This is a genomic window from Chryseobacterium sp. StRB126 (assembly GCF_000829375.1).
Taxonomy (GTDB): Bacteria; Bacteroidota; Bacteroidia; order Flavobacteriales; family Weeksellaceae; genus Chryseobacterium.
The window spans coordinates 1,044,983-1,062,388 of record NZ_AP014624.1; the positions used below are offsets into that span (position 1 = coordinate 1,044,983).

Sequence of the window (17,406 nt, forward strand, 5' to 3'; positions counted from 1 at the left end):
ATGAGAAAATCAAAACCGATTTCAATCATTTTATCTGCATTAAGCCTCTTGCTTTTTACCCATTGCAGCAGCGATGACAATATTGAAGAGCAACAAAAACAACCCACAACCGAAACTAAAGACAGCTGGATCATCTATAACAGTACAGCTGGATGGGGTGGAAATATTTATTCTTTCTCAGAACTGCCTCAGGGAGAACTTTCATTAGCTGATAAGAAACCTTTCTATCAGATTGCGTATTCTGCAGGTGGAAAAGCTTTCGGAGAAAATATTTACAGACTTGGCGGAGCGGCATCTTCGGAAGAAGGTTTTTCTAAACTTACAGCAGATAATGCAGGAAATATTTTTTCAAAAGGTTTCATTGCTACCCAAAATAATGGTTTTGAACCTAATTATCTTGTGGTAAGTGATACAGAAGGATATTATTGGGATGGTTCAAGAGGAATGCTTAAAATCCAGACCTTTAATCCGGGAACGATGCAGCGTACAGGAGAAATTGACCTTTCTTCATTAGCTCAAACTATCGATCCTGCTGTTCTTGAACCGGGAGAAACATCTTATCAGGCTGCAGGACAGCTCATTTTAATCAAGAGAGATGATAAACTGTATCTTGACTTACAGATCGGTAAGAAAGGTTCAAACTGGCAGATAAAGCCAGTTGTAAAAGAAGTAGCGGTTGCCGTATATAATCTGACTACGAAAAAAGTGGAAAATGTTACCAAATATCCTTATGCTACAAATCTTGGGCTATTCACAGACCATGTTCTATGGAGTATTGATGAGGTAACCAAAGATATTTATATGGTGGCTACATCAGATATGAAAGCTCAGGATGCAGCCTACTCATCTAAAATTCTTAGAATAAAGAATGGGCAGAATATCTTTGACGCGAGTTTTGAAATCGATATCAAAAATTATGTACATCCGGCAGAATTTAACAGAATTTTTGCCCACAATAATAAAATCTATACTACCATTCCTTCATCTGCAGCATCTTATTACAATGGCGGGCATGGAGTAGGCTACAGAAATGATATCTGGTTCTGGAACGAAATTGATGTTCATACGAAAAAGGCTGTAAAACTTGATATTCCTGTGGATAATTTCTATAATTATCAGAACCCATTCTTATATAAAAACAGAATCTATTTTATGTCTAATAATAAGGCTGATAACTTTTCAGGTTTAAGTTCTTATGACCCTGTTTCTAAAAATACAAAAGTTGAGTTTAAACTTAAAGGAAGTGGACGATTAATGGGAGTTAATGTCATTTCTAAAAAATAATTTCTTTTTTGTTAGTACAATAAGATCATTTGATTTAACGACAGCCGGAAGAGTTTTCTTCCGGTTTTTTTGTGGGAAAAAGCTTCCCGCCACATAAATCACAATTTTCCTCTTCCGGACGCATGTTATTTACTAAATTTGGGAAAATTAAAAAATAATGAAACAGAAATTTTCTTTTTTCATTTTTCTTTTAACCGTAGGATTGGCGAATGCACAGGTTGAAGAGAAAAAACTGGATGATCTGATCCAAAATACTTTGAAAACCTTTGATGTTCCAGGAATGTCGGTAGGAATTGTAAAAGATGGAAAAGTTACCTATTCCAAAGGATTTGGAGTGCGTTCTCTTACCTCAAAACAGGCAATGGATGATAACACTTTAGTAGGAATTGCTTCCAACTCCAAAGGGTTCACTTGCGTAGCATTAGCGATTCTGGCAGATGAAGGAAAACTGAACTGGGACGATAAAGTTTCAAAATATATTCCTGAATTCCAGATGTATGATCCATACGTTTCTCAAAATGTAACGATCAAAGATTTGATTACTCACAGAGCAGGATTAGGGTTGGGACAGGGAGACCTTATGTTTTTTCCGGAAGGCGGAAGTTTAACCGTTAATGATATTGTTCACAACGTAAGATACCTGAAACCTGAAAATCCTTTCAGAACAACTTTAGATTATAACAATATCATGTTCATTGTTGCCGGTGAAGTGATCCACAGAATTTCCGGATTAAGCTGGGCAGAATTTATTGAACAAAGGATCATGAAACCAGTAGGAATGACCTCCAGTTTTGGAAGCTACAACAGGGCTAAAGCTGTAACCAATAAAATTGATGCTCATGCACCTGTAGACGGAAAAGCCATTGCCGTTCCTCACGATTGGAATGAAACGGGTAATGCTGCCGGAGGAATCATGAGTAATATTAAAGACATGACAACTTGGGCAGAATGTTTATTAAACAATTTCACCACAAAAGACGGTAAGAAATTAGTTTCAGATAAAAATGTTCAACAACTTTGGAGCTTACAGATTCCGGATAAAGTAGCGGCTAAAAATCCTTATGATACAAGTTTTTATGGATATGGTTTAGGCTGGTTCCTAAGCGATGTGAAAGGGCACAAACAAGTACAGCATACAGGAGGGTTAATTGGGACTGTAACCCAGTTTACTCTCATTCCTGATCTTAAATTAGGAATTGTGGTATTAACGAATCAGCAGTCTGGAGCAGCGTTCAACACTATTACCAATACGGTTAAAGATTCTTACCTTGGAGTGGCGGATAGAAACTGGCTGAAAACGTATGGAGACAGAATGGCAAAAGTGAATGCAGAATTTGATAAACAAAAGAAAGAGGCTTACGCTAAATCTGATGCCTTTAAAAAAGAAAAAGCACTTCAACCCAAAGCAGAACAGTTTACAGGAACTTATAATGATGTTTGGTTTGGCGATGTGGAAATTGCTCAGCAGGGAAGTACCTATAGAGTTTCATGTAAAAACTCGCCAAGATTAAAAGGAGAACTGCTGCCATATTCAAATAATTCATTCATTATTAAATGGGATGATAGAAGCTATGACGCTGATGCATACATTATTTTCGATTATGATGAAAACGGAAAAGCTCAGTCTGCAAAATTAAAAGCAATTTCTGATGTTACAGACTTCAGTTTTGACTTTGATGATCTGGATCTGAAAAGAAAATAAATAGTGGAAAGAAAGATGAAAGTCATAAAAGATATTCAATAGGGACGGGCTTTAGCCCGTCTTTTTTATATACAGCGGATAAGGGCTTTAGCCGAAACTTAACCACCCCGTCAAAAAATAAATTTTTTGCCAGCCCTTCAGCTTTCGGTTTTGGGAGTGGCAGATAATTTTACATCATTGATGGCAATGGTTTCAAAATAGGTATTCTCCTTTTTCTGACATGAAAAAAGAGTATAAAGACAATGGTGTAAAGAAAAATCGGGATAAAGTTATATTTTCCCTGGCTCATAAAAGAAAAGGAGTTTCTTTTTGGCACCGTCAAATTCAGACCACGATTCACAGTCTACTTCAAAACCGGCTACTCCACAGGTTGGAAAATGAAAAATATCTTCCGAAATGGAATTGGCAAAATTGGAAATACCATTGTTATGAGAGAAAATAGCAACCGAACTCAGATTGTCGTCCAGATCATAGATTACAGATTCAAAATTTCTTTCCGAAGGATTGTATAATTTTTCATTTGTAGTACAATCCAGCTGATAAGCCTGATTGAAAATTTTGCAGGTATTCAAAGCTCGGACTGCCGGGCTCGATACAAAATAATCGATAGAAATATTATTGTTTTTAAGGAATCTGGACATGTTCATGGCATCCTGCAGGCCTTTGTCTGCCAAGGGTCTATCAAAATCCTCCGTTTCTTCCGGCCAGTCGCTTTTCGCATGTCTTACGAGGATGAGTCTCTTCATATAGTCTGTTTTTTGGAAGATTAAAATTATAAAAAAAAATATGGAATAAAACATGATTTATATAAAAAAACTGCGTAATGAATAAAATCAGTAAATTTTACTAAATTTGCAGACTTATGGGACAAATCCTTGCAATAGACTACGGAAAAGCCCGTTGTGGCATCGCTGCGACGGATGATATGCAGATTATAGCCAGTGGGCTGGAGACTGTAGAGAACCGTGTTTTAATGGAATTTTTAAAAAAATATTTCAATGAAAATAAGGTGGATGAAGTAGTGATTGGACTTCCCATAGATTTGAAAGGAAATCTTTCAGAGGTGGAAACCGATATTTTAAAATTCATTGAAGCATTTAAAAAAGAATTTTCGGATATTGCAGTCCATCGTTTTGATGAAAGGTTTACTTCCAAAATGGCTTCATTCTTTATTTCCCAAAGCGGAAAAAACAAGAAGAAAAGACAGGAAAAAGGATTAATAGATAAAGTAAGTGCAACCATCATATTGCAGAATTTTTTAGAACAAAGATTAAAATGATATTACCGATAAGAGCTTTTGGGGATCCTGTTTTGAGAAAAGTGGGAAAAGATATAGAAAAAGATTACCCCGGATTACAGGAACTGATAGATAGTATGTTCGAAACGATGTACAGTGCAAACGGAATTGGTCTTGCTGCGCCTCAGATCGGTTTGGATATCCGTCTGTTTGTGATAGACGTAACTCCTCTTGCGGAAGATGAGGATTATGAGGATATTAAGGATGAGTTGGCAGAATTCAGAAAAGTATTCATCAATGCCAGAATCCTTGAAGAATCAGGAGAAGAATGGAAGTTCAACGAAGGCTGTTTGTCTATTCCGGATGTAAGAGAAGATGTGAAAAGAAAGGGCACAATCGTTATTGAATATTATGACGAAAATTTTGTGAAACATACAGAAACTTTTTCCGATATTAGAGCCCGCGTAATTCAACATGAGTATGACCATATTGAAGGGATTCTGTTTACCGATCACCTAAGTGCTTTGAAGAAGAAGCTGGTAAAAGGAAAACTGTCAAAAATCTCTCAGGGGGATGTAAGCATCGGTTACAAAATGAGATTTCCGAAATAATTTAAACAAGGATTAAAAGAAATAATAAAAAGCAAAAAGCTTAACGCTGATTGCAGAATTTACAAAAAATAAAATTATGCTGTTAGAAAAAATAATTTCAATTTCTGGAAAACCAGGACTTTACAAATTAGTTTCTCAATTAAGAAACGGATTCATCATTGAAGATGTTACCAACAAGAAAAAAGTAAGCATTGGAAACTCAAGCCAGGTAAGCTTATTAGATAATATCGCAATGTTTACATTTGAAAAAGAAGTTCCATTGTTCGAGGTTTTTGAAAATATTGCAAAAAACAACGATTACAAAGAAACAATTTCTCACAAATCTTCAGATGCAGATTTGAAAGACTTTATGTTAGCGTCTCTTCCTAATTACGATACTGAAAGAGTATATGCTTCGGATATCAAGAAATTGGCTCAGTGGTACAACACTCTTCAGAAAGCAGGATACATCACTCCTGAAAGCTTCGTAAAGGCAGAACCTGAAACTTTAGATGGTGAGCCTGCAGAAGAAGTAAGCTTAGATTTAGATGCTAAAAAAGCAGCTCCAAAAGCAGAAAAACCGGCAGCTCCAAAAGTAAAAGCTACTTCAGCAGCAAAATCAGCTCCTAAAAGTACGCATAGAAAACAAGGATAATTCATTTTTGAATTTACCATATAAAACCTCGTCAGAAATGATGAGGTTTTTTTGTGTATAAAAATTAGTAAGCCATTCTGAGTGGAACAAAGAATCTATTCCAAAAACCTAACAGGTTTTCGAAACCTGTTAGGTTTAAACAAATATTCTATCACACTATCATGAACCCCGTACCTCGTAACTTTCACTCTCAACGTTTGTAATAGTGTCCGAATAACCCTTACATTTGTATAATATTGAATTTCCAATTACTTATGAATACAAAACAGGAAAAACTAGAAGCTTTCGGGAGATTACTGGATATTATGGATGATTTGCGTGAAAAGTGTCCGTGGGATCAGAAGCAGACCTTACAATCTCTTCGTCATCTTACTCTGGAAGAAACCTATGAGCTTTCCGATGCCATTTTACAGGAAGATTTGCAGGAGATTAAAAAAGAATTGGGAGATGTATTACTTCATCTTGTTTTTTATTCTAAAATAGGCTCAGAAAAAGAAAGTTTTGATATCGCAGATGTCATCAATTCCCTAAATGAAAAACTGATTTTCCGTCATCCTCATATCTATGGAGATACTGTAGTGAAAGATGAGGAAGAAGTAAAACAGAACTGGGAAAAGCTAAAGCTTAAAGAAGGGAACAAATCTATTTTAGGGGGTGTTCCGAAAAGCCTCCCAAGTTTGGTAAAAGCGTATAGAATTCAGGATAAGGTAAAAGGGATTGGTTTTGAGTTTCATGATGCGGAAGATGCCTGGAAAAAGGTAGATGAGGAAATTCAGGAGTTTCATGCAGAGACAGATTTAGACAAAAAGGAGCAGGAACTTGGAGATGTATTTTTCTCGTTAATCAACTATGCAAGAATTTCAGGGATCAATCCGGATTCTGCATTGGAGAGAACCAATCTGAAGTTTATTTCAAGATTCAAGAAGATGGAAGGCCTTGCCGAAGAACAGGATTTAAAGCTTGCAGACATGTCTCTTGAAGAAATGGATGTTCTTTGGGAAAAGGCAAAACAGTTATCATAATTTCCGGATTGGAACAATTAATGTTACTTATATTCAGTTAAAAAATAAAAAATAAATATGCTACGTTTTCTTATACTTCCCGCTATGCTTTTATTGAGTTGTAATCCAAAAGCCCAGAATTCACCTGCTCAGGGTGATACTCTGAAGCCGCAGTTTTCTTTACCTAAAAAATTAAAGGAAGTTTCCGGGATTACTTTGTCAAAAGATAAAAAAACAATCTGGGTCATAGAGGACAAAGGAAATAAAAATGCGATATATGGCCTTAATGACAGTGGGCAGATGATGGCTAAAGTTCCGGTTGAAAATGCTGAAAATACAGACTGGGAAGACATTATATCAGATACTCAGGGAAATATTTACATCGGGGATTTCGGAAATAATGATAACAACCGACAGGATCTGGCTATTTTAAAAACCGATCTGAAAGATATTACCCAAACGACTACCAAAGTTGTTCAAACGACTAAATTCCATTATGAAGGACAAACGGAATTCCCACCGAAAAAATCAAATTTGCTGTATGACTGTGAAGGTTTTGTAGAGATGGATGGTAACTTCTATCTTTTCACCAAGAACAGAAGCAAGGGGTTTGACGGAACTTTCCTTGTTTTTAAAGTACCTAATAAAGAAGGAGCTTTTGAAGCTAAACTGATTGGTAAATTGAAGCTGCAGGGTGGATATAATGATGCCGCTATTACTTCCGCAACCATTAACAGTACAAAAGATAAGATTGTGCTATTGACGCATAAAAATGTACATGTTCTTACAGGATTTAATGCTGATGATTTCAGTACCGCAAAGATTAATAAGATTCCATTAAATCATAACTCACAGAAAGAAGCGATTGTTTTTCTTAATGACCAGACTTTAATGATTGCAGATGAAAAAGGGAAAGATGAAGGCGGAAATGTCTATCAGTTTTCTCTTAAACCATAGACTTTGAAAATAAAATAGATAAACTAAAAATCCCACGGACTAGACTGTTCCATGGGATTTTTTATTATTGTTTCCTTTGAAATTCATCATACAGCGGTTTCAATTCTTTTGGTGGGTTACCGGAATCAAAACTTGCAGAAGTATAAGTGATACCATTACTTGTTATCATAAGAGTGGCAATCATAGCCTGATCGGAATGTCGTCCTGTAGTAGGAGCTTCAAGTGTTGATACTTTAGATAAATCAATAGCTGAAGCCTGTTTTGAGATACGTTCCCAGTCAGATGAAGACATAGGAGATTGCTTTTCCTCACCATTAAAAGAAGAGGTTTTAGACTTTGGAGTGAAGGTAATTATGGTATGAAAGCCTCTGGTTTGTTCAGTTAATTCTATTTTTTCAATTTTTGTTTGTTGAGCATTTACGGTTGAATTTTTTTCAATGTTTCCATTCTTGCTCTGGTTCTGGCAATGAATACTTGATAAAACCAAAATAATATTAAGTGAAGTGATGAGTGCTTTCATTGTGTGCTTTTTTATCATTGTTTGTTATAGCTAAAGTATAAAAACGTATTGAATATAAAACTATTATGTTCGTTAAAAAAGAAAAACTCAGGAAACTCCTGAGTTTTTTATTAACAATTATTTTTTATTTAAAATTTCATTCCTACTCCTGCAGAGATACGTCCACCATCTGCGCCATAGAAATAATTGAGTCTGGCAGACATCATTTCCACGACGCTTAGCCAAATCCCGGCACCTACTGATTGATGCCATTTTCTGGAGTATTCGCCATCATTCCATACACGGCCAACATCATAACCTACAAGGATTCCCAGATTGGCAGGGATAATATTATTTCTGATTCTTCCAAAATCCCAACGGATCTCAGAATTATTGATAAAATAAGATCTTCCTGAGAATCTTTCATTTCTGAAGGCACGCATACCATTGTTACCGCCAATAGCTGCAGCCTGATAGAATTCAAAATTATCATTGTTGATCCACATGGCATTGCTGGCATTGGCAAATACGAAAACCCCTTTTTTATCAATTCTGTGGTCAATCGCGAATCTTCCTTTTACCGTAAGGAAGTTTCTGTTGAAGTTTGAAAAAGTAGCTTTCCAGTCGGCATTCAGCATCAATTCCATACCCAGAGTTGGGAAGGCAGGGTTATCCGCATTTTTATAGCTGAATGTATAATTGGCTCCCAAGAACTGTTGGCTGTCAAAAACTTCTTGTCTTACATCTGGGGAAGTGTTGATAAAGCGGCCGTCTTTTCTCTGTACTTTATTATCTTCAAATGTAAGCTGCATCTGATGACTAAAATTCATCCAGCCTTTTTTGGAGATAGAAGGGGCAACATTGAATTTTGAAATTCTTGCTCTGTTGTATTCTCTTTCCGTACCTTCTTCATCATACGGACTTTCATTGGACAGTCCAAAAAAGTTCTGTGAAAATCTTGGAGTGGTATAAGCCGCATCAATATTAAAATCCCATCCTGAAACTGCTTTCTTGAAAACACCTTTATAAATAAGGCTGAACCCGGCAGTAGCAGTATAGAAATTGGCTTTTAAACTATGTCTTTGAGTAAAAGGATCACGGATGAAGTTATTCACTGTATAATTAGCCAAAACACCAACAATAACGCCGTCATCCGGGTTATAATCCAAATTAGGATACCCAGCAAATGCATTGTATTTTGGATGTTTGTAATTGTAGGTGTTTATCTCATAATCATCTGCAATATTTTTGGTAGTGTTTCCTGCATTGTAGGTGTTTTTTTGAGAGGCGAAGTCGTAGATTTTTACTTTTCTTCCATCGGCCACATTATACACATCATGGTTATAGCCACCAATCAGTCTGATGTTCATTTTAGGGCGGCCGGATCCTACTACTTCATAAATGTCATCATCTTCCAGCCCATAAATCCAAAGTTCTTTTGTTTTTGAATCATGATAAGTCTTTTCAAAAACCAGTTCGTTTTTATCTTTGTTTTTCCCTAATTTATATTGCTGTACAAGAACGGAGTGTCCGTTTTTAGTAATGACAAACTTATCTGGGTTCACGGTTCCTGCCAAAGGAACTTTTTCCTGCAGGACATTATAATAATCGGATGCGTATTTCTGCAGTTTTGTTTTTCTTATTTTAAGTTTTCTCTGGATCTCTGCTACGGTGCTATCCTGAACTTCTTTAGGAAGGTTGTGGAATGCATCATCAATATCTGCATCGGTCAGATGTTCCTGAATGTATTTTGCCTGAGCTTCCCATTCTTCCTGACTAGAACTTTTTAAAAAAACAAGATCCATAGGATACGGTTCCATCGCCAGCCATTTTACGCTGCTGATATCTTCTGTAAAAGTTTTCATGTGTCGGATAGCCGGAACATTCATGATCAGTCTGAATGCCGCCCCGTCATATTTACTGAACGCCTGATCTCTGTCTTTTGGAATCGGTTTATAGACAATTTTATCACCTTTTTCATATTCTGCCCATTTCCACTGATCTGAATGCCTGTCCCAGTCACCAATCAGCATATCAAACAATCTTGCTCTGATGTAGGATTCCCTGTCTACAGAGTATTTGTAGTTTTTGGTCAGGTTTTTCAGGACATCGTCAGTAGAGACGATATCTTTTGCATGATCTAGGTAGGCCAATGTTTTAGGATCTGAAGAAAAACGTTCTTCAATCATATACATTTCATCACCATAGTTTTGATTATATTTTCCTAAAGCCTGCTGCTTGGGAATATAATATAACTTCGGATTGCTATGGAAAATGTTCAGTTTTTCTGACATATTTCCTATGGTAAACGGAGTGAAAGGATGGTTGGTGGTATAGAAGTCCAAAAGGAATTTCTCCGGGAAAGTATTGGTAAGTTCTTCTCCCAATGTGCTTTTTTGGAAAGCCATATTGTTGAGGAACCGTACTGCACTTTTTTTCACTCCACGCATCACAAACTCCTGTCCGTCATTAGCTTTTAACCTTAAACTGTTAGATTGGTTTCCTCCTCCTTCTCTGAAAGGGATATAACCGCCATTTAGCTCAGAAAGATTGGCTGTAGGGGCCTCAATAGGAATTCCGTAATAGTTTCTGTAGTGATCTCCCCAAAGCCATCGGTAAAAACCACCTTTTTGGGTGAGCTGAACCGGATAGATGCTGGAAGAGAATGTAGCTGGGAATGTATTGGGAAAATTATTCACAAATTCATCAGGCTTGGATATCACGGAAATCTGTGATAATTTCTGAAGCTTAGCATCCTTTGTGGAAAAAAATTCCACATCGGTACTCTGATCTTTTCTGAGATTAAGGACGGCAAAACCGTTTCCACCATAGGAAAAGTCTGTTTTTTCAGTAATGGTAGAAGGATCTGTTTTAGAACCTGCACCACTGATGATCTGTCTTATATTTTCTTCTTCATGATACTGTAAATTATGGTCATGCCCGGAAACGAAGATGACATTATCTTTATCCTGCACAATACTTTTCAGTCTGTTGGCTAGCTCTGTATAGTGCTGATTGTTAATATCTGCCGGGCTGATTCCTGAAGAGCTTCTAAGAATATTAATAAGGCTTGCCACTCCCGGTACCGGTATTTTACTTTTCAGAGGAAAAAGGTGCGACTTTGCTGAATGAAATCCTGCGTGGGTTCCACTGCTGATGATCGGATGATGTAAGGCAACAATAATTTTTTTACCCTGATTCTTAATGATAAGATCTTTAAATTCTGTGTAAAAGTCTTCACGGGTTTTGATGTTGCAGTTTTTATTAATTCCGGGATAGTTGTCCCAGTTGGTAATTGCCCATTCCGTATCAATGGCGATCAGTTTAATATCTTTAGTGATGCTGATGTCATCAATAGGACAGCCATTTTTAGGTAGGAAGGCCTTTTTATCATCAAAATATTTTTTTACCAATGATTCCTGAGCGTTTAATCCGCTCAAGCCACTATACCAATCATGGTTTCCAGGGATGACAAGAGTTTTCCCTTTAAAATTTTTAGTAATGGCAAGCTGGTCTTCCAGTTTTTGTTTGGCTAAAGCATAGCCTTTATCAGATTCCTTGGGCATTCCGCTGGGATAGATGTTATCTCCAAGAAAGATCAGCATAGAGTTGCTGTCTGCGGAATCCAGCTTGCCTTTAAGTAAATTCAGAGTTTTCTGTGCTTGTGGTTCATCTGCATTTCCGGCATCTCCAATCAGGAAAATTTTAAAATCATTTTCAGATTTTATCTCAGAATCTTTTACTTCGAATAAGTTTTTGCCTTTTTGTACGTTATATGTTGCGCAGGAATACATCACTCCGGCAGACATTACTGTTCTCAGAACAATAGAAGTATTTTTTAGATGAGTTTTAAAGGATAAATTCATAAATTTACATTAACAAAAATTCAGGAATGAACATTCTAGACAACGCTAAAAATTATGTTGAAATCTTATTCAAAGATAAGTTATCTTCAGTATATTTTTATCATAATTTTATTCATACTGCCTATACGGTGAATAAAGCCGAGGAGATTATGAAGCATACCCCTGTTTCTGAAGAAGATCAGGAAAAAGTTCTTGTGGCCTTATGGTTTCATGATACAGGATATATAGAATGTGCCATGAACCATGAAGAAAGGGGAGTAGAGATTATGAAGAACTTTCTTCATCAGGAAAATTATCCGGAAAGCTATATCTCAGATGTGGAGAAACTGATTCTGGCGACTAAAATTACCTATGTTCCTCAGAATTTACTGGAGAAAATTGTAAAAGATGCTGACTTCAGCCATTTTGCCGGTCATGATTACAATGATATTTCTGATGCGTTAAGAAAAGAATGGGAACTTACCAATGTAAGATGCTTCTCTAATGAAGAATGGAATGCGGGAAATCTGGATATGCTTAAAAACAAGCATACTTTTTATACCGATTATGCTAAAGAAAATTGGGAACCTTTAAAAAAGAAAAATATCAAGAAGATCGAGAAGAAGCTGGGAAAAGAAGAAGAGAAAAAAGAGAATACGGATACTAAATCTGATAACAAAAAAGATAAAGAAAAATCAGACAGAAGTGTGGATACCTTATTCAGGGTAACGCTGAACAACCATACAAGACTAAGTGATATTGCAGACAGTAAAGCGAATATCCTGCTGTCTGTAAATGCGATTATTATTTCCGTGTGTCTTTCGGTACTGGTGCCAAAGCTGGATGCTCCTAAAAACTCTCACCTGATCTTGCCGAGTTTTATATTGCTATTATCCAGTGTTCTCACCATTATATTTGCGATTCTGTCTACAAAGCCAAATGTAACGAAGACTACGTTTACCAATCAGGATGTTTCCAACAGAAAAGTGAATCTACTGTTCTTCGGGAATTTTCAGCAGATGTTGTTTGATGATTATCATAATGCAATGAGAGATCTCATCAAAGACAGGGATTATATTTATGATTCTATGGTGAAGGATCTGTATTATCTTGGAAAGGTGCTAGACAGAAAGTATAAGCTTTTATCCATTACTTATAAGATATTTATGGCAGGAATTATTATTTCCGTTTTATCTTTTGGGTACGCATTTCTTAGTCTTTAATTAAAAATACATACAGATGATAGTCAGACAGCGAACGAATTGGCTGAAAATGTTATTTATATGGAGAGGCTCTGTATTAAAGAAAATTGTTGTTCAGCTTAGCATCATCACGCTGTTTTCCTTGGCTATCTATATTTTCAAAGGGAGAATCTTTGATTATAAAGTACATTTGAATCCTACGATTTTTACATTGATAGGACTGGCTCTTGCTATATTTATGGGGTTCTGTAATTCTGCGAGCTATGACCGTTTCTGGGAAGGGCGAAAACTTTGGGGACTTCTTGTTATTGAAACCAGATCTTTGACGAGACAGATTTTATCCCTAGTCAATGATTCTTCTCCCGATGCTAAAGAAGAAAAAGAGAAAATCATTAAATTAATCTCTGCATTTTCCTGGTCGCTTAACTTCCAGTTGAGAGCTAAATCCGGAACAGAACATCTTGAGAGACTTCTTTCTCCTATACAACTGGAACAGGTGAAGAATAAAAAATTTATTCCAAGTATTATTCTTGGATTTATTGCAGACTGGCTTAACGAACAGAATAAAAAAGGAAATATTGATACCATTGTGATGACTTCTATGGATCATCAGCTGAATCAGTTTTCTAATATTTCTGGTGGATGTGAGAGAATTTATAACACTCCGTTACCATTTGCTTACAGCGTTCTTCTACATCGTACTGTATATCTTTACTGCTTCTGGCTTCCTTTCGGATTAGTAGATTCTTTGGGGTGGATGATGCCTTTAATTGTTTTGTTAATCAGCTATACCTTTATCGCTCTTGATGCTATTATTCAGGAGATTGGTGAGCCTTTTGGTGAAGAAGAAAATGACCTTGCCCTGAACAGTATTTGCCGCACAATTGAGTTTTCTATTTTTGAACAGGCAGGAATCTCTCAAGGTGAGCTGGAGAAGCCGGATACTTATTTTGTGGATTAAAAATTGATTTCTATTCCTGAGGAAGCGTAAAAGAAACCCTCAGTGCCAGCAATCCCGTAATTCCCTGGAGATCCTCAACCTTTAGGAATTCTATATCATTTTGTAGAACTCCTTTTTTCTGAAGTTTGGAAATGTAGTCAAGGTATTCTTTTTGATTTTCCATTCCGAAATACACGATGGTGATTTTTCCGGGAGCGGTGATGCGTTCTGAAGAATCTTTCACATGCGCTTTATCCAAACGTTTTTTAATGATCTCGTAGTAGGAATTATAGGCTCCGTCTACATCAAAGCGCTTTTCATCCATTCGGAAACGGATGTCTATTTTTTCATTATACACAAAAATCAGTGAGGCAATATCCAGCTGTACAGGAAGATTTTTTTTGAACGACTGAAACTCCAGTTCCATTTTACAGATGGTTTTCAACTGCCAGTATCTCAGTTTGTGGACAACTTTTGAGGTATAGTGCAGCTCAGGAGCGATGGTAGATCCAATGTACAGATTATGCTCCACACCATCAGACTTAAATCTCTCATAGTAGTGCGGAAAAATTTCCTGCGCTTTTATCTGGCTTTCGTCCAGTAAATCTGCCAGCTTTCGGTTGACCAGTGTGATAGAATCATCCAGGTTTTTTCTGTGATGATAAAACAGATCTGTAGGTGCAAAGATGTGTGAAAAATAATCTTTAATCTTTGCTTTTATTTCTCTGGAGCTTCTTACTTCCAATTTTCCCTGTAAAAAAGGATGAATTTCTTCCCTTAATAATCTTTGAAAACGCTGTTCTGTATCCGCTTTGATTTCATTGTTTAATTCATTCTCAAAAATATCCAGTGCCAGTAAAAATTTTTCTGAATCGGAATTTGTGAGTACAAAAATTTCATTCAGCCATTCAATCTGCTGATTAAGATCCTGAAGCATCAGATTAAAACGCTTCTCTGAAGAAGAACGGATATCAGAAACCCCGAATAGCGGAGTGAGATTTTTAAAAGAAATCTGTTTTAAAGTATATATTTTTTTCCCCAGTGATGCGGTAAAGTACTTTTCAGCTTCATTCCTGAATTTCCAGACTACACTATCGTGGATAGTAGTATATTCACGCTGGATAATAGCTTCTATCTGGTAATTTTTTTCAAAATAGAACCTGCTCAGAGAGAAAAGAATCATATCTGAAAAAAACTCCAGCTTCTTTAGTTTTAAGCCATTGAAACTTCCGGTAATAGGAGAAGTGAACTCCATGATTGCAAGAAGTTCAGCATCTTTCATGATAGGAATTACCATGAAACTGTTAACGTTATTATCCTTTAAAATGCTAAAGGAAGGAAGTTGTTTTACATTTTCATCCAGGTTGTTTACATTGGAAACAACAACGGGTTTTGAATTGTGATTTAAATTATTAAACGTACTCTTACGCGTATCTTCGTCAAAAGCGTTGATCCAGAAATCCAGAATATGATTGGTCAGAAGACTCTCATAAATAGGAAGTTTATCCAGTTTCTGCTCTTTTTTGTTAAAGGTCATCAGTCCGAAGCTGAGTTCCGGAACATCAAAATAGGATTTGAAAATTTCAGTCAGATTTTCATTGGGATTCAAATCTTCGGGATCAATCTCAATCATGCTTGATTTCAGGTCAGAAAGTGCTACTTCAGACGTACAGTCTACCAGTGAAATAATAGTAAATCCTTTCAGTATCCAAGATTGTGAGGGAAAATATTTTTTCCACAGTTTAAAATCATCCAGATTTTCCAACAGCATATCCAGAGTGTCATCAGAAGGGATTTTGGCTTCTTCTGTAGGAAAAATTTCAGTAAAATCTGAATTTACTGTAATTTTATAATGTTTCATGATTCCCTGTTTATTGGGAATATCATAATAAAAAGGAATAGTGCTTTTAATATCCTTTTTAAAATAAGACTGAAGAATCAGGCAGCAACAGAATACATAAAATTCATTATCATTAATATTTCTGAGTTCGATCTCAAAGTCTTTTCCTGCATCTTTCAGTATTCCTTTAAATCTTTCGGTATAATTGAAGGTGATATTGGAAAGAGGAATACTTGCCGCTTTTATTTCATTATTGGTAAGTCCGGTAGGGAAGAGGTCAGCAAGAAGTAATCTGATGAGGTCTTCATTTTTTTCCAAAAGACTAATGTCCTGAAAGCCATCTTTCAGTTCCTTAAAATTCTTTGTTTTCTCAATGAGAGATTCAGCGTAATTAGCCCTATATTCCAGGCGGTCATTATAACGGATATGCTCCAACACATCCAAATATTTTTTGAATGATATATAAACCTGAAAGGGAGAGTCTTTTTTGTAAAGATTGGTCAATTGCTGAAATTTAGAGTAAAGTTATGAAAAAAAGAGTATTTCCAATTGTGTTTCAGATTTGTGAAAATGATTCTTTATAGTTATTTTGTTCAGTTTTTTTGAAGAAATAGTCAAAATGTATATAACATTGAATGGTTCTGATTTACTTTTTAAAAATGTTTGCAGTGAGATTATCTTTCGAAGAATAATTGAATAAAATTGTAAGGCTTCTTTGCGGTATATTATAACGCTTGTTTAAGCTTGCCGTCTGGCTGTATTTTATATTTCTTTTTCAATATCCTTTTTTCAGTGGTATTTTTTCTTGTGTAGAGTTCAATCTCAAAATTCTTGGTAATGATGAAGTCGTTGACTGTCTCACCGTCAAATTCTGCAATCTGCAATGATGAAATCACTTTGTTTTTTGTAGCCACTATCAGGTCGTAACCTTCCACATCAGAATCCGTATACCCAAGAATAAAAGGCTGCAGGTTATTGATTTTGGGAAGCATGAAGAAGCTGGTGGGAGTATCTTTGATCCCATATTCCTCAAGAATATTTTTGTTTTCAGGATAAGAATACCGTGGATATCTATTTGCACATTCTTTTTCATCAAATTTTACATAACATGTGGAATAATAATCCTCATGATCGAAAGGTAAAGCAGATATCCTGTATTTTGTATTGGCAGAGTTGTTCTGTTCCTTTGATTGTGGAATTTCAACCTTCTTATCTTTAATGAGTGAAGCTGCAAATTCTTTGAATGATTCCTGAGCATTGAGGATATATTCATCCAGAATGTTCTTTTGGGTTTCCTCATTGATGATTTTATCAATTTCCCCGGTGTTGCTGTAGTAAAAAAGATAGGTTTCTTCATTGGTTTCCTCCAATTTGTCATTCATATAGTTTTCCACCTTGAACTTTACCTTTACAGAAGTTTTATCCTGGGAAATCTCTTCAGCTGTGTAAGTGGCTGCACATCCTGAACCACAGCTGAGAGTGAAAGAATTATTTTCCATATCTGCGATGTTTTCTTGAGAAGGAGCTGCTGTAACTGTAGTTTGTGCTGGAGGAAGATTTTCTATTTTTTGTTCCATCGTTTTCTTCTTGCAAGAAGATAAAAGGGAAATAATGAATAGAGATGCTAGAATTGTTTTCTTTGTCATATCATGAT

General features: G+C 36.1%; 14 protein-coding genes. 9 read left to right on the forward strand and 5 right to left on the reverse strand.

What is annotated here, in order from left to right; all coding sequences use genetic code 11:
* Together CHSO_RS04530 and CHSO_RS04535 are read left to right on the forward strand one after the other, a co-directional pair.
* On the forward strand, positions 1 to 1,284 hold the full coding sequence (locus tag CHSO_RS04530) for a hypothetical protein (protein ID WP_045492818.1): 1,284 nt from the start codon (positions 1 to 3) through the stop codon (positions 1,282 to 1,284).
* Positions 1,285 to 1,441: 157 nt separating this feature from the next.
* Positions 1,442 to 2,986: a serine hydrolase gene (locus CHSO_RS04535; RefSeq protein ID WP_045492821.1), complete on the forward strand. Its 1,545-nt coding sequence runs from the start codon at positions 1,442 to 1,444 to the stop codon at positions 2,984 to 2,986.
* A gap of 269 nt (positions 2,987 to 3,255) precedes the next feature.
* Here the strand turns inward: CHSO_RS04535 and CHSO_RS04540 are convergent, their stop codons facing one another.
* Positions 3,256 to 3,732, reverse strand: coding sequence for a SixA phosphatase family protein (locus tag CHSO_RS04540; RefSeq protein WP_045501883.1), 477 nt, complete (start codon positions 3,730 to 3,732; stop codon positions 3,256 to 3,258).
* A gap of 116 nt (positions 3,733 to 3,848) precedes the next feature.
* Here CHSO_RS04540 and ruvX point away from each other — a divergent pair, with 116 nt between their 5' ends.
* The 5 genes from ruvX (at position 3,849) to CHSO_RS04565 (ending at position 7,426) form a co-directional block, all read left to right on the forward strand.
* Complete coding sequence (ruvX, locus tag CHSO_RS04545) at positions 3,849 to 4,265, forward strand: Holliday junction resolvase RuvX (protein WP_045492824.1); 417 nt, start codon at positions 3,849 to 3,851, stop codon at positions 4,263 to 4,265.
* Positions 4,262 to 4,834, forward strand: coding sequence for a peptide deformylase (gene def, locus CHSO_RS04550; RefSeq protein ID WP_045492827.1), 573 nt, complete (start codon positions 4,262 to 4,264; stop codon positions 4,832 to 4,834). Before ruvX ends, def begins: the two co-directional genes overlap by 4 nt.
* Positions 4,835 to 4,910: 76 nt before the next feature.
* A complete protein-coding gene (locus CHSO_RS04555; protein ID WP_045492830.1) occupies positions 4,911 to 5,468 on the forward strand; it encodes a DUF5606 domain-containing protein in 558 nt (185 codons plus the stop codon).
* A gap of 254 nt (positions 5,469 to 5,722) precedes the next feature.
* Complete coding sequence (gene mazG, locus CHSO_RS04560; protein ID WP_045492833.1) at positions 5,723 to 6,490, forward strand: nucleoside triphosphate pyrophosphohydrolase; 768 nt, start codon at positions 5,723 to 5,725, stop codon at positions 6,488 to 6,490.
* A gap of 57 nt (positions 6,491 to 6,547) precedes the next feature.
* On the forward strand, positions 6,548 to 7,426 hold the full coding sequence (locus tag CHSO_RS04565; RefSeq protein ID WP_045492836.1) for a hypothetical protein: 879 nt from the start codon (positions 6,548 to 6,550) through the stop codon (positions 7,424 to 7,426).
* Between the two features lie 64 nt (positions 7,427 to 7,490).
* On the opposite strand, the gene CHSO_RS04570 is transcribed toward CHSO_RS04565, so the two are convergent.
* The gene (locus CHSO_RS04570; RefSeq protein WP_144428848.1) at positions 7,491 to 7,946 is read right to left on the reverse strand and encodes a hypothetical protein; all 456 of its coding nucleotides are present in this window, start codon (positions 7,944 to 7,946) and stop codon (positions 7,491 to 7,493) included.
* Positions 7,947 to 8,074: 128 nt separating this feature from the next.
* Positions 8,075 to 11,791 carry a metallophosphoesterase gene (locus CHSO_RS04575; protein ID WP_045492842.1) on the reverse strand — a complete coding sequence of 1,239 codons (3,717 nt, stop codon included), beginning with the start codon at positions 11,789 to 11,791 and terminating at the stop codon, positions 8,075 to 8,077.
* Between the two features lie 26 nt (positions 11,792 to 11,817).
* Between CHSO_RS04575 and CHSO_RS04580 the strand changes: the two genes are divergently transcribed.
* Entirely contained in the window at positions 11,818 to 12,993 is a 1,176-nt protein-coding gene (locus CHSO_RS04580; protein WP_045492844.1) for a Pycsar system effector family protein, read from the forward strand.
* A gap of 16 nt (positions 12,994 to 13,009) precedes the next feature.
* A complete protein-coding gene (locus CHSO_RS04585) occupies positions 13,010 to 13,933 on the forward strand; it encodes a bestrophin family protein (RefSeq protein WP_045492847.1) in 924 nt (307 codons plus the stop codon).
* Positions 13,934 to 13,943: 10 nt separating this feature from the next.
* On the opposite strand, the gene CHSO_RS04590 is transcribed toward CHSO_RS04585, so the two are convergent.
* Positions 13,944 to 16,256 (reverse strand): GAF domain-containing protein, encoded by a 2,313-nt coding sequence (locus CHSO_RS04590; RefSeq protein WP_045492850.1) that lies wholly within the window; start codon positions 16,254 to 16,256, stop codon positions 13,944 to 13,946.
* A 221-nt stretch (positions 16,257 to 16,477) separates the two neighbouring features.
* The gene (locus tag CHSO_RS04595) at positions 16,478 to 17,398 is read right to left on the reverse strand and encodes a hypothetical protein (RefSeq protein ID WP_144428849.1); all 921 of its coding nucleotides are present in this window, start codon (positions 17,396 to 17,398) and stop codon (positions 16,478 to 16,480) included.
* Between the last annotated feature and the right edge of the window lie 8 nt (positions 17,399 to 17,406).

Coding starts and splice junctions, on each gene's coding strand:
- CHSO_RS04530 (WP_045492818.1), top strand. CDS start 1: ATGAGAAAATCAAAACCGATTTCAATCATTTTATCTGCATTAAGCCTC.
- CHSO_RS04535 (WP_045492821.1), top strand. CDS start 1,442: ATGAAACAGAAATTTTCTTTTTTCATTTTTCTTTTAACCGTAGGATTG.
- CHSO_RS04540 (WP_045501883.1), bottom strand. CDS start 3,732: ATGAAGAGACTCATCCTCGTAAGACATGCGAAAAGCGACTGGCCGGAA.
- ruvX (WP_045492824.1), top strand. CDS start 3,849: ATGGGACAAATCCTTGCAATAGACTACGGAAAAGCCCGTTGTGGCATC.
- def (WP_045492827.1), top strand. CDS start 4,262: ATGATATTACCGATAAGAGCTTTTGGGGATCCTGTTTTGAGAAAAGTG.
- CHSO_RS04555 (WP_045492830.1), top strand. CDS start 4,911: ATGCTGTTAGAAAAAATAATTTCAATTTCTGGAAAACCAGGACTTTAC.
- mazG (WP_045492833.1), top strand. CDS start 5,723: ATGAATACAAAACAGGAAAAACTAGAAGCTTTCGGGAGATTACTGGAT.
- CHSO_RS04565 (WP_045492836.1), top strand. CDS start 6,548: ATGCTACGTTTTCTTATACTTCCCGCTATGCTTTTATTGAGTTGTAAT.
- CHSO_RS04570 (WP_144428848.1), bottom strand. CDS start 7,946: ATGAAAGCACTCATCACTTCACTTAATATTATTTTGGTTTTATCAAGT.
- CHSO_RS04575 (WP_045492842.1), bottom strand. CDS start 11,791: ATGAATTTATCCTTTAAAACTCATCTAAAAAATACTTCTATTGTTCTG.
- CHSO_RS04580 (WP_045492844.1), top strand. CDS start 11,818: ATGAACATTCTAGACAACGCTAAAAATTATGTTGAAATCTTATTCAAA.
- CHSO_RS04585 (WP_045492847.1), top strand. CDS start 13,010: ATGATAGTCAGACAGCGAACGAATTGGCTGAAAATGTTATTTATATGG.
- CHSO_RS04595 (WP_144428849.1), bottom strand. CDS start 17,398: ATGACAAAGAAAACAATTCTAGCATCTCTATTCATTATTTCCCTTTTA.